The following is an 11,959-nucleotide window of genomic DNA, read 5'->3' on the forward strand; positions in this document are numbered from 1 at the left end:
AATACTTTATATAATTGGGATTGAAAAATTATTTTATTTTCGTTTTTACAAATTTATTTATTTTTTGCATAAAAGTTCTAATGTATCGTTATAGAACCAACAAGCTTGCTAACTTTGAAAAAATAAAACCAAGAAATCCTACTATTCGTATATCAAAAAAAAAAAAAAAACAATTTATGAAATCTAAAATTTTTGCCCTAACCGTTGTTGCTGCCTTATTCTTTATCGCTTGCAGCACCATTGACGATTTATTATCTTTTACTATTTCGAATGAAACTAGCATTCAGATTAAAAGCAACACCCTAGTCAATTTACCTACCGATGTTGTTATGCCTGATGTTACAACTAACTCCTCAAACGAATTCAAAAATAACCGAACAGAGGCTAATTTAGTCAAAGATGTAAAATTGAAATCGCTAAATATTAGTATAACCAATCCAGAAGGAGAAAATTTTTCGTTCTTGAAATCAATTCATATTTATATCTCAACAAATGACACTAACGAGATTGAAATTGCCCATCAAGATAATATCAATTCAACAGCAAGTAGTATCGATTTGATTTGTACCAATGAAAAACTTGACCAATATATCAAAGCCGTTAGTTACAAAATCAGAACGAAAGTTACCTTAAAAGAAACGGTATCACAAGATGTTACTGTAAAATCAAATATGAAATTTAGAGTTACTGCTGATCCTTTTTAAGGTTTGTTTTCCTTTTTTTTTAACCATTAAGTTCATTTAAAAAAAGAATACAAGTCTTCATTTTTTAAATGAACTTAATGGTTTAAATGTTTTTATAGGATACAAAATGTTGTTCAAAAAATCATTAAAACGGGTATAACTTGTGACTAGTTATATCTTATTACAAACCTAAATTAGGCAACACAAAAGATTTCGTGTTGGGATGCAACCTGATCCATAATCCAGGATTTGTATTGAATTGCAGTAATGCTTCCTCTTTATTTGAACTCAATTTAGTTTGAAGCACGTTGGCATAGGTTTTAATTTTAGCTGGAGCAGAATCGGCATCTACAACAGACTGAACGATTTTTTTGGCTTGTAAAATCGCAGCTGGTCCTAAAGTGAGAATAGATTCAGCAGATCGACATTCTTTTTCATCGGCTTCATTCACTAGGCTTCCACCTGCTTTAAACTTACTGATGTGATGCTCCAAAATACTGCTCGATATGGGGATTATCCCAGCAATATGATGATGCTGCGCTCCAGAAAAAGGTTTAATATAAGCCAAATGCGAGGCTTGATTTTCTTCTGGACCATGACCAATAAAAAAAATATCCAAACCACCTAATTCCTCCAATTTAGTCAAATAGGCTACAAGTGCCGACTCTAAATCTTTGGTGTCTGTTTGCATGGGTGTAAAGCTTTTTATCTTTTTGAAAAAGGCATCTCCCAAAATACGCTCAAAATCTCTAACAAAACTGAAACCATTATTCATACTTAAAGGCGCAAGTGCATCTTGAGTAAACACATTCAAACGAGCCAATAACTCATCCTCTTGCGTTGATTGAGCCAATTCTCCCAACAAACGGTGCAATTCTTGAGCACCTCTCCCACCAAGAAGCGCAATATTAATATCGCCTTCTTTTAATTTTGCAGTGTCGTAAAGTTCATTCAACATCGCTTGACCTACTTCTGCTTCTGTGTTAAGAACTGTGGGTGTTATGCCATAATCAGTAAAATTAAATTCTTGGTCGCTCGTTTGAGACAACCATATTGTATTGTTGTCTTCGTATCTTGTAAATGGGGAGTTGTTCATGTTTATTGTGATTATAGTATTATTGTCTTGGTAATAAAGTGGGTTTGGTAGTAAATTAATGCTTATTTTGGATTTGCGAAATGATTTAAATACAAAACTATTTTTAAATTAAGTCAATTGTCCAAATCCGTTGTAGTAGTTATTGACTTTAGTGTTTACACATAGTATTTGAGCACATATTCAATGAACCAATTTGGTAGTTCAGTAGGTTCAACTATTAAAGACAAATGTTTTTCTTCTATTTTAGCTATTAGATTAAATTGTTCACTAGAATTATCAAATAAAAAACATTTATCAACATTTTCAATCATTTGTATTAGATTATTTAAGGTGTTATAATAACGACTAGAAATTTTATCAGGATTAACATCGTGCCCTCCCTTTCCAACTCTATTTTCAACTCTAGATACGTTAACTTCTGGATCATCAATACAAATGAAGTATAAATAAGTTTTATAACCTTTTTGTTTTGCTTCCTTTATTTCGTCAATTTTAGAAGGGTGACTCATTACAGTTTCAAAACAAAAATCAATTTTCTGTTCTTGTAAATAATGCCTTAAAAATGCACTGATAAGAGCACCTTCATAACTGTGGGTGTCTTTTTCAATATCTACTATAATATTTTCTTTTAGGGAGAAATCTATTTTATGATGATCATCATTAGATTTTTTGATAAGAGAAATTGCTCTTTCTGTTTTTAAAAAATTATCTAAATCGTTTTGAGTAAGGTTTAAATTAAATTCACTTAAATCAATAAATCCTTTAGTCGATAATTCTTTTTCTATTAAATCTGCATTAAGAAAAATTCCAGAATTATATTTTTTTGAAAATGAATCAAAAAGTGTACTTTTTCCAGAACCATTTGGTCCAGCAAATATTCTTAATCTTGATTCAGACATATTATTTTCTTTCTAAAATCATTCCTTTTCTCAAAGAAGATATGTCAATCGTTGGTTTCGAAATATTTCTTAAAACCTTGGTTGACCGATCAGGATTAATTGCAATAATTTGATGATTTCGAATTACTTTGATTGTAAGACCTAATGCTATTGAACTTCTAACCGCTTTTGATGATGCAATTTTTGCAGAGTCTAATAATATAGCATCTTCTTTAGAAGAAAAAAAAGTACTTCTTCTCTTGATTCCAACTTTAATATGTTTTCTCTTGTTTTTCATAAAATGCAACTTTAATTCAAAGATATGAAATTAAGTGAAGAGTTAATTGTAAAGGGGCAAAATGTTACTGCTAACGTTAGTTTGTAACGTTTTGTGGCTTTGCGAGGTTGCGAACTTCGGAACTAATTATTTTCTGTTAAAGATAAAATTTCTTGCGAAACGTGAACGTGAACTTACAACAAAATTCGCGATTGCGAGAAACGGCTGTTGTTAGCTGCTGGCTTTGTAGGTTCTAATTAGCTTACTTTCGGTTCTATTTTGAATTACATTCTTTTCAACTTTTGTCCACGGCATTCTCCACCTTTCGTAACCAGTATAAATTGTTTCCCAATCCAATCCATTTAGCTTTTGTAGCAACGTCTTGTATACTTTATCACCATTTACAAATTGTAAAATTCTATATTCACCATTGATTAATCCAATCACACTTTGGTAGAATTTGTCTACTAGCTCTTCGGAATCTGCGGAAAAAAATTGACACCAAATGTAAGCGGTTGCTAGATGAAGTTCATCTTCATTTTGTAAATTTAAATTAATTTCAAAGTCAACTCCATCTTGTTTCGGTATATCCATAGATAAGTCAACATGTTCATCATCATAATTTATTATCATTTTCAGTTCAGGAAAATGATTTTGGATTTCTTTAAACTTCTCTTCTGCTATTTTAAAACATCTTGATTTTGTGGTCATTGTATTGTTTCGTGTTAAAGCTTGCCGCCAACTTGCATATAGGTCTGACTCAATAAGACTTATCAACCCAAAATTGGATCGCTTTGTCTGATAAAAATCAGGTTTATTTATTTTCAAATATAGGATATTTATTTCATTAATCGCCAAATGGACTTTTAATTTATTACAAACTTTTCGTACTAATACAAACATCTATTTAAGTAATCAAACTGATATTATCTCCCAACAATTCTTGTATGTATCTAAAAAATTCAAAATTATCTTTTCTGAACCTACTCACAATCCCACCCCTATATCCTTTCCTTCCTATAACTTCCCTAACTTTGCAAACAGGATTTATAAATCCGAGCGATTAGGAAATCAAAAATCATGTTAGATAAAAAAGCAGTAAATAAAGAGAATAGCTGGACAGTTTGCCCCCAATGTCAGGGACGTGGCAAAAAAAGTCGAGGGCTCACCAACAAAGCGAAACTTCGTTATCAAGCAGCCGTTGAGGAATTCGAAAAAACCAATGGCGAAGGGATAGCACCTGTTCCTCCAGTTGGTCATCAACACAGTTGTTTGAATTGTTCGGGTTCTGGATTGATTGCTGCTGAAAATCCTCCTTTCGCAGATACAGAAAAATATCCTCATGTTGCTATTATCGGTGGTGGTATAGGAGGTGTTGCACTTGCGGTGGCATGTTTGCACCGTGGCATTCCTTTTACACTTTATGAACGGGATACTAATTTCGAAGCCCGCTCTCAAGGCTATGGACTTACGTTGCAACAAGCCAGTAAAGCGATGGATGGATTTGGGATTTTTACTTTAAAAGATGGAGTGGTTTCTACCAAACATATTGTTCATACGACAGACGGAAAAATAATTGGCGAATGGGGCATTCGAAAATGGTTGCAAACCGATACCAAAAACTTTCAAAAACGAACCAATGTGCATATCGCTAGACAATCTTTGCGTTTAGCATTATTGGAACAACTCGGCGGTCAGGATAAAATAGAATGGGGACACCAACTAGTTGATTTTAAAAAATCAGATAATGGTGCTGTTGATTTGAGTTTTCAAGTCAATGGCAAAATTAATCGCGCCAAAGCAGATCTTGTCGTAGGTGCTGATGGTATTCGGAGTTCGGTTCGCCAATTGCTCATTGGTGACGCTGTTAGTCCTTTGCGTTATTTGGGTTGCATTGTTATATTGGGAATTTGCCCGTTGACTGCTTTAGAAAATGTTGAAAGTTCTTTACTCGATTCCGCCACCGTATTTCAAACCGCCAATGGCAACGAACGAATTTATATGATGCCTTACACGTCAGATTCGATTATGTGGCAATTAAGTTTTCCCATGCTGGAAGAAGAAGCAAAAGCCTTAAGTGCCAAAGGACCGAAAGCACTCAAAGAAGAAGCTTGCCGAAGAACCCAATGGCACGATCCTATACCGCAAATTCTAATGGCAACTTTGGAAACGCAGATTTCAGGTTATCCTGTTTATGACCGAGAATTACTCACTTCTGAATTGATAGCCCAAGAAAAAGAAATTACCTTAATCGGTGATGCGGCACATCCTATGAGTCCCTTCAAAGGGCAAGGTGCGAATCAAGCATTATTGGACGCATTAACCTTGGCACGAGCCATTTACAAAGACTGCCGACCATCATCTGAATGGAGAAATTTTGGAATTAGAGAAACAGTCTTAAATGAATTTGAATCCGAAATGTTAGCTCGTAGTGCATCAAAAGTAATCGATTCTGCAGCCGCAGCCGAGTTCTTGCATTCTGAAATTGTACTCTACGAAGGAGATGAACCCAGAGGAAGATTTTTAAAAAGAAAAGAAGATAATCAGGATTAACATTGCCTTTATTCTCTAATAACAATCATTTTTATTTTAACACCTAATGCAAGATTATCCCAATATTCAGTAGTTATTGGTCTATTAACATCATCTACAATGTGAATTTCTGCTGTATTTCCTCCAACTGTTCCGGTGCTAGCAACAACCAATTCAATGTTATTAAAACCAAGTGCTAATGGAATTCTAAATTCACCAAATTCATAATTTAAATACACTTCTGAACGTAATATTTTACCGTTTAAATATACACTAATTAAATCTCCATCAATTCGTCCAAAATCTCTGTATTTGAAAGTAAAATATTCGGATTTGGTTCGAAATTCACCAAGGTATCTATCAATTCTATCCAATTCACTTTTATCTTCCTTCAACCCTTCCTGAATCATTGTTTTTTCTATATCCTTGGTCATTTTAGATTGATACACATCGCCCAATTTGTGTTCGAATTTATTTTTTTGAATCATCGAAAAATGATTTTCAGGAGTGCCTATTTCAAAAGCATTGTTTGGTTTGGGTTTGGTACCAAAAATATTAGTTTCCTTGAACACATTGGGAGCAACAATTTTAGGGATATCTAACTTGGGCAAATTAATTGATGGTGGAATATCTTTCTTTTCTTTCGGTTTTACGATAGTTTTTTGAGGTTTGATAGGCTTGAATTTAATATTAAATTCAGCCTGCCCAAAGGCTTGTGAGCCAATGCCAATGAAAAATATAATTAAAAGAATTTGCTTCATATTGCTTTTCTATACTGATGATTCAATATTTAAAAACCCAAAAATAATAGAAATCAATTAGCTAGAATCACAAAAATTGTATAAAATAATTCTTTGATGATTGTTCATATTCTCTCATACAAAAGCTTTTGCCACCAATTTCACGAATGTACACCAATTTTATTTCATTTTTAATTTCACTAATTTTCAGTTACTGTATTGAATTTGTGCAATTCATTTTGAATTTTATTAGAATTCGTGTTCATTCGTGAAATTTGTGGTTCTTTTTTTTAAATACTTTACTCTTTGACCAATATAATTGTAGCCTTATAACCAGTTCCTACATTCCATTGGCTTACCGAAATCACTGCACCTTTGTCATCATAAACCTCAAATTGGGCGGTATTCGGCGATGCAAAACCTTCGTTCAATGCTTCAAAATCAATCTTATTCACACCTTTAACTAAAGTGATTTTAAAACCTTGAAATTCGCCATCCAAACTTACTTCGGGTTCAATTACCTTATCATTCAAATGCACTTTTATCTTATCGCCATCTACAAATGCAGCGTCCCGATACCGAATGGTTGAAGTTATTGTTTTGGTTTTGAAACTGCCCAAAAATTGATTCTGTCTATAAAAAACCCCTTCTGAATTCGCTTCTTTTTTATACAAATTTTCATTTTTAAAAAGTTCTTCAGGATTGATTTTCAAAGAATCGGGTTGCTGAACCACATCGGGTGGTGTCACTTTTGGCGACACTTCTTTTGGAGGAATGATTTCCTTTTTTTTAGCTTTTGGAGCAGGAATGGGTTTGAATTTGGAATTAAATTCGTCTTGTGCCAATCCACTAAAAGAAATCATCATCACTATTGCAAAAAAAATTATTTTTTTCATACCACTATTTATTTAAAATTGAAATAAGCCAAACATTACTATCATAACATTTATTAACCGCATTTATTACATTTTTTAGCAAATAAGTAATTCCAAAGCCTATTCTCCTCATTGAAATTTTTAATGAAATTCAGCGTTTTTATTTCTCTATTTTTTCATAAATTGCGAAAAATCTTGAAAATCCGAATACGATTTCAAAACATTAAAAATCAACATAATAAACAAAAACAATTAAAATGAAAAGAGAAAATATCTTGACTGGATCACCTTGGGAAGACAAAATGGGTTACTGTCGTGCGGTACGTGTTGGCAATTTCATAGAAGTATCAGGAACGGTAGCTATCGTGGATGGTGACAAAGTAAAAGCAGATGATGCTTATGCACAAACTTTAAATATCCTAGAAAGAATCGAAAAAGTATTAGAAGATTTGAATGCTGGAATGAAAGATGTGATTCGTACTCGTATTTTTACTACTGACGTTACTACTTTTGAAGAAGTTGCCAAAGCACACGCTACTTTTTTCAAAGACGTAAAACCAACTACAGGTTTTTATGAAGTAAGCAAATTAGTAGCTCCAGAATATTTAGTAGAAATAGAATTCACTGCAATCGCTGCTGAATAATTTTCTACATTTTTGTCATTCCGTAGGAATCTCAACAAATAAAAGCAATTAAAGAGATTTGCTTCGCCTGTTCGCTATCGCTCGAGTCTACGGAATGACAAATAAATCTTATTTTATTCTAGCAAAAAGAGTAATCTAATTAAAGTACTGAATTTAATGAATCTAAAAAAAAACCTTATTCTCGTTGCCAAATGGCTTTTCATTTGTGTTTTGATAGGCGTTTTTTCGGGTTGTGCTTCGGCATTTTTTTTAGTGTCATTAGAATGGGTTACTCAATTTAGAGAACACCACAATTGGATTATTTGGCTGTTGCCAATGGGTGGACTTTCCATCGGATTAGTATACCATTATTACGGAACCGATGTTGTAAAAGGCAATAATGTATTACTAGAAGAATACGAAAATCCTCAAAAAATCATTCCGTTCAAAATGGCTCCAATGGTACTTATTAGTACTCTAATTACCCATCTTTTTGGAGGTTCAGCTGGTCGTGAAGGTACAGCGGTTCAAATGAGTGGTGCTATCGCTGACCAATTTACAAAACTTTTTCAACTCAATAATTCCGATAGAAAAACACTAATCATTCTAGGAATTAGCGCAGGATTTGCTTCCGTTTTCGGAACACCTTTGGCTGGAGCTATCTTTGCTTTGGAAGTTTTATATTTCAGTAAAATCAGTTTAAAAAGTAGTGTACTTTCCTTTCTTGTTGCTTATATTGCTTATTTCACAGTCGAAATTTTGCAAGTAAAACACACGCATTATTCAATTCCTAAAATCCCTGAAATTACAATCACAAATCTTGCTTGGATTAGTATTGTTGGGGTATTGTTTGGTTTAGCAGCGATGCTTTTTTCTAGAACAACTCATTTTTGGGGGAAGTTATTTTCAAAAACAATCACTTATCCTCCACTTCGTCCGTTTGTGGGAGGACTTGTTTTAGTGGTTGCGATTTATCTTATTGGTACTACAAAATACATTGGTTTAGGCGTTCCTATGATTGTGGAATCCTTTTCTACTCCAAACGCTTCCTACGATTTTTTACTTAAAATACTATTCACTGGATTTACCCTTGGCGCAGGTTTTAAAGGAGGCGAAGTAACACCGCTTTTCTTCGTTGGTGCTACACTCGGAAGTGCTTTATCGCTTGTTATTCCTTTGCCCATTGCACTATTAGCGGGAATGGGATTTGTAGCTGTATTTTCTGGAGCAACCCACACTCCTATTGCTTGCACGGTTATGGGAATGGAACTTTTTGGCTTTGAAAGTGGCATCTTTATTGGCTTGGCTTGTTTAATCGCTTATTTTTCTTCGGGTTCCGTTGGGATTTATCATTCGCAGATTGTAATGGGAGCAAAACATGATTTGTATCAACGCTTTAAACGAAATAATCTACGAGATTTATAGTGCTATAAATGTTTGTTAAATAGCAAAATGTTTTCAGCATTAAAGTAAAAAAATGTAAATTCGCAGACTATGAAAGAACAAGACATACAAGCGATACACCAACTATTATCTACCCCAAAAAAGATTGCTATTATTCCACATCGTGGTCCTGATGGTGATGCTATGGGTTCAACCCTTGGATTGTATCATTTTTTATTAAAAAACAACCACCAACCTGTTGTTATTTCTCCCAACGAGTTCCCTGATTTTTTAGCTTGGATGCCAGGCTCGGAAACCGTTAAAATATTCGAAAAAGACAAAACTAATTGTATTACAATTTTAGAAGAAGTAGAACTCGTTTTTACATTAGATTTCAATGCTTTACACCGTGTGGGTGAAATGGAAAAAGCCCTCGAAAAACTAACCGTTCCTTTCGTTATGATTGACCACCATCAATCGCCAGATAATTATGCCGTGGTGACTTATTCGGATACGGTTTTTGGTTCTACGTGCGAAATGTTATATAATTTCATTTCTTTTCTTGGCAAAAAATCCGATATTGACCAAACCATTGGAACCTGTATTTACACAGGAATTTTAACCGATTCAGGTTCGTTTCGTTTTCCAAAAACTACAGGAACAACCCACAGAATCATTGCCGATTTAATCGATTTGGGAGTCGAGAACACAGAAATTCCAAGTTTGCTTTACGATAACAGTACTTACAGCCGATTGCAATTACTAGGAAGAGCCTTGCAAAACATGAAACTTTTAGAAACTTCCAAAACCAGCTATATCACACTAACTCAAGAAGAATTAGATTCTTTTAACTACATAAAAGGCGATACCGAAGGAATTGTCAATTACGGATTAAGCATCAAAGGAATTGTTTTTGCTGCTATTTTTATCGAAAATGCCGAAGAAAAAATCATTAAGATTTCGTTTCGTTCGCAAGGCGATTTTGATGTAAATTTATTTGCCCGAGAACATTTTAACGGTGGTGGCCATCGGAATGCTGCGGGAGGAAAATCGGAAGTTTCAATGCAAGAAACTGTGCGTAAATTCGAAACTTTGGTTGCTCAATTAAAACTTTAATTCATCATGAAATACCCTAAACTAATACTAGCACTAGTATTAATTACCAGTCTCATTTTCAGTTGCAATAAAGAACAAGAAGCTCGAAGACCACTCTCTCAAGCTTCGGGAACTTTTATGAAAAAATCAGCAGAAAGAAACAAAAAATTAGTTGCTACCGAAGAAGAGCAAATTGAACAACTCATCAAGAGTAATCCAAAAGTAAAGTACATGGCTTCGACTAAAGGCTATTGGTACACGTATTTGACACAAAATACGCTCGATACCATTACGCCTAAAAAAGGAGATGTCGCTTTCTTTGACTATGAAATAAAAGACTTAAAAGGCAATATCATTTATTCTGAACTAGAATTAAGACCGCAAACTTATTCGGTGGACAAGCAAAATATCATGACCGGTTTGCGTGAAGGCATCAAATTAATGCACAAAAACGAAAAGATTGTCTTTCTTTTTCCGTCGCATATTGCTTATGGTTATCACGGTGACAACAAAAAAATTGGTACAAACCAACCGTTGATGTGTACCGTAACGCTACATAATTTTATTTCGGAATCAGCCTTTAAAAAAGAAATTTTGTTAAAGCAAAAAAGTACCGAATTAGAAGAAAAACACAAACCAAAAGACAGTTTAACTCAATAAAAGTACATTTAAAAATGAAAAAAAGCATTGTATCATTCATCCTTGCCCTCACTTTATTTTCTTGCAAACAAGAAGAAAAAAATAATTTACCCGACGGATTGTATGCAAAAATAGAAACCAGTAAAGGCGACATCATCGTACAATTGGATTATGAAAAAACACCTGTAACGGTGGCTAATTTTGTCACTTTGGCCGAAGGAAAAAATGAATATGTTACCCATGAAGAATTAAAAAACAAACCTTTTTATGACGGTTTAAAATTCCACCGTGTAATTCCTCAATTCATGATTCAAGGTGGTGATCCTTTGGGAACGGGTTCAGGAGATACAGGTTACAAATTTAAAGACGAAATTACCGATAGAGTTTTTGACAAAGCAGGACTTCTGGCTATGGCCAATAGTGGTCCAGGAACCAACAGCAGCCAGTTTTTTATCACGCATCTTGAAACGCCTTGGCTAGACGGTAAGCACACCATTTTTGGCCATGTTGTTCAAAACGGAATGGAAACCGTTAATAGAATCGTACAAAATGACGACATCAAAACCATAACCATCATCCGCAACGGAGAAGCTGCTAAAAAGTTTGATGCCGTAAAAGTATTTCAAGATTATTTTGCTGCCGAAGCCGAAATTCAAAAAAACAAAGCTGCAAACGAAGCAGCTGCAAACGCCAAATACAAAGTAATTTACGAACAAAAAGCGGCTAGTCTTAAAGCTTTAAAAACCAAAACAACCAAAACATCAACTGGATTGCAATATATCGTTACCCAAAAAGGAAGTGGTAAAAAACCGACTAGCGGACAAGATATCTACATTCACTACACTGGTTTTCTAGAAGACGGAACACTTTTTGACACCAGCCTTGAAGAGATGGCAAAAAACTTTGGAAAACTCAATCCTGATAGAGTTGCTCAAGGCGGATATCAACCGATGTTGTTTCAAGAAGGCTTAATTCCTGGATTTATTGAAGGTGTCAAAAAATTGAATATAGGAGACAAAGCAACACTATTTATCCCATCAAATCTAGCGTATGGCGAAGCTGGAGCTGGAAGAGTAATTCCACCAAATGCCAATATTATTTTTGAAATCGAATTATTAGAAAAACCAAATTAACTACA

Annotated in this window: 13 protein-coding genes; 7 read left to right on the forward strand and 6 right to left on the reverse strand. The window is 34.1% G+C overall.

Annotated features, from left to right (window positions below):
* Nucleotides 1–176: 176 nt before the first annotated feature.
* Complete coding sequence (locus tag OZP15_RS10990; protein ID WP_269225481.1) at nt 177–704, forward strand: hypothetical protein; 528 nt, start codon at nt 177–179, stop codon at nt 702–704.
* Nucleotides 705–864: 160 nt separating this feature from the next.
* Here the strand turns inward: OZP15_RS10990 and OZP15_RS10995 are convergent, their stop codons facing one another.
* The 4 genes from OZP15_RS10995 to OZP15_RS11010 all read right to left on the reverse strand — a co-directional run bounded on the left by OZP15_RS10995 (nt 865) and on the right by OZP15_RS11010 (nt 3,837).
* Nucleotides 865–1,779 carry a hypothetical protein gene (locus OZP15_RS10995; protein WP_281336107.1) on the reverse strand — a complete coding sequence of 305 codons (915 nt, stop codon included), beginning with the start codon at nt 1,777–1,779 and terminating at the stop codon, nt 865–867.
* A 155-nt stretch (nt 1,780–1,934) separates the two neighbouring features.
* Complete coding sequence (locus OZP15_RS11000; protein ID WP_281336108.1) at nt 1,935–2,678, reverse strand: ATPase; 744 nt, start codon at nt 2,676–2,678, stop codon at nt 1,935–1,937.
* A gap of 1 nt (nt 2,679) precedes the next feature.
* Nucleotides 2,680–2,955, reverse strand: coding sequence for a hypothetical protein (locus OZP15_RS11005; RefSeq protein WP_281336109.1), 276 nt, complete (start codon nt 2,953–2,955; stop codon nt 2,680–2,682).
* 210 nt (nt 2,956–3,165) lie between these two features.
* Nucleotides 3,166–3,837: a hypothetical protein gene (locus tag OZP15_RS11010; protein ID WP_281336110.1), complete on the reverse strand. Its 672-nt coding sequence runs from the start codon at nt 3,835–3,837 to the stop codon at nt 3,166–3,168.
* Between the two features lie 177 nt (nt 3,838–4,014).
* Between OZP15_RS11010 and OZP15_RS11015 the strand changes: the two genes are divergently transcribed.
* Nucleotides 4,015–5,487 carry an FAD-dependent oxidoreductase gene (locus OZP15_RS11015; RefSeq protein WP_281336111.1) on the forward strand — a complete coding sequence of 491 codons (1,473 nt, stop codon included), beginning with the start codon at nt 4,015–4,017 and terminating at the stop codon, nt 5,485–5,487.
* Between the two features lie 8 nt (nt 5,488–5,495).
* Here OZP15_RS11015 and OZP15_RS11020 read toward each other — a convergent pair whose 3' ends face one another.
* On the reverse strand, nt 5,496–6,227 hold the full coding sequence (locus OZP15_RS11020) for a hypothetical protein (protein WP_281336112.1): 732 nt from the start codon (nt 6,225–6,227) through the stop codon (nt 5,496–5,498).
* Between the two features lie 278 nt (nt 6,228–6,505).
* Nucleotides 6,506–7,102, reverse strand: a complete 597-nt coding sequence (locus OZP15_RS11025; RefSeq protein ID WP_281336113.1) for a hypothetical protein — start codon at nt 7,100–7,102, stop codon at nt 6,506–6,508.
* A gap of 236 nt (nt 7,103–7,338) precedes the next feature.
* Here OZP15_RS11025 and OZP15_RS11030 point away from each other — a divergent pair, with 236 nt between their 5' ends.
* The 5 genes from OZP15_RS11030 (at nt 7,339) to OZP15_RS11050 (ending at nt 11,954) form a co-directional block, all read left to right on the forward strand.
* Nucleotides 7,339–7,725: a RidA family protein gene (locus OZP15_RS11030; RefSeq protein ID WP_269225491.1), complete on the forward strand. Its 387-nt coding sequence runs from the start codon at nt 7,339–7,341 to the stop codon at nt 7,723–7,725.
* A 156-nt stretch (nt 7,726–7,881) separates the two neighbouring features.
* On the forward strand, nt 7,882–9,129 hold the full coding sequence (locus tag OZP15_RS11035; protein WP_281336114.1) for a voltage-gated chloride channel family protein: 1,248 nt from the start codon (nt 7,882–7,884) through the stop codon (nt 9,127–9,129).
* Nucleotides 9,130–9,198: 69 nt separating this feature from the next.
* Nucleotides 9,199–10,203, forward strand: a complete 1,005-nt coding sequence (locus OZP15_RS11040) for a DHH family phosphoesterase (protein WP_269225492.1) — start codon at nt 9,199–9,201, stop codon at nt 10,201–10,203.
* 6 nt (nt 10,204–10,209) lie between these two features.
* The gene (gene gldI / locus OZP15_RS11045) at nt 10,210–10,842 is read left to right on the forward strand and encodes a gliding motility-associated peptidyl-prolyl isomerase GldI (RefSeq protein WP_269225493.1); all 633 of its coding nucleotides are present in this window, start codon (nt 10,210–10,212) and stop codon (nt 10,840–10,842) included.
* A gap of 14 nt (nt 10,843–10,856) precedes the next feature.
* On the forward strand, nt 10,857–11,954 hold the full coding sequence (locus tag OZP15_RS11050; protein ID WP_281336115.1) for a peptidylprolyl isomerase: 1,098 nt from the start codon (nt 10,857–10,859) through the stop codon (nt 11,952–11,954).
* Nucleotides 11,955–11,959: the final 5 nt, after the last annotated feature.

The sequence above is a fragment of the Flavobacterium eburneipallidum genome (genome assembly GCF_027111355.2).
GTDB classification, from domain to species: Bacteria; Bacteroidota; Bacteroidia; order Flavobacteriales; family Flavobacteriaceae; genus Flavobacterium; species Flavobacterium eburneipallidum.

What these genes read in the sequence shown, in the direction of transcription:
- OZP15_RS10990 (WP_269225481.1), top strand. Translation starts at nt 177, where the DNA reads ATGAAATCTAAAATTTTTGCCCTAACCGTTGTTGCTGCCTTATTCTTT.
- OZP15_RS10995 (WP_281336107.1), bottom strand. Translation starts at nt 1,779, where the DNA reads ATGAACAACTCCCCATTTACAAGATACGAAGACAACAATACAATATGG.
- OZP15_RS11000 (WP_281336108.1), bottom strand. Translation starts at nt 2,678, where the DNA reads ATGTCTGAATCAAGATTAAGAATATTTGCTGGACCAAATGGTTCTGGA.
- OZP15_RS11005 (WP_281336109.1), bottom strand. Translation starts at nt 2,955, where the DNA reads ATGAAAAACAAGAGAAAACATATTAAAGTTGGAATCAAGAGAAGAAGT.
- OZP15_RS11010 (WP_281336110.1), bottom strand. Translation starts at nt 3,837, where the DNA reads ATGTTTGTATTAGTACGAAAAGTTTGTAATAAATTAAAAGTCCATTTG.
- OZP15_RS11015 (WP_281336111.1), top strand. Translation starts at nt 4,015, where the DNA reads ATGTTAGATAAAAAAGCAGTAAATAAAGAGAATAGCTGGACAGTTTGC.
- OZP15_RS11020 (WP_281336112.1), bottom strand. Translation starts at nt 6,227, where the DNA reads ATGAAGCAAATTCTTTTAATTATATTTTTCATTGGCATTGGCTCACAA.
- OZP15_RS11025 (WP_281336113.1), bottom strand. Translation starts at nt 7,102, where the DNA reads ATGAAAAAAATAATTTTTTTTGCAATAGTGATGATGATTTCTTTTAGT.
- OZP15_RS11030 (WP_269225491.1), top strand. Translation starts at nt 7,339, where the DNA reads ATGAAAAGAGAAAATATCTTGACTGGATCACCTTGGGAAGACAAAATG.
- OZP15_RS11035 (WP_281336114.1), top strand. Translation starts at nt 7,882, where the DNA reads ATGAATCTAAAAAAAAACCTTATTCTCGTTGCCAAATGGCTTTTCATT.
- OZP15_RS11040 (WP_269225492.1), top strand. Translation starts at nt 9,199, where the DNA reads ATGAAAGAACAAGACATACAAGCGATACACCAACTATTATCTACCCCA.
- gldI (WP_269225493.1), top strand. Translation starts at nt 10,210, where the DNA reads ATGAAATACCCTAAACTAATACTAGCACTAGTATTAATTACCAGTCTC.
- OZP15_RS11050 (WP_281336115.1), top strand. Translation starts at nt 10,857, where the DNA reads ATGAAAAAAAGCATTGTATCATTCATCCTTGCCCTCACTTTATTTTCT.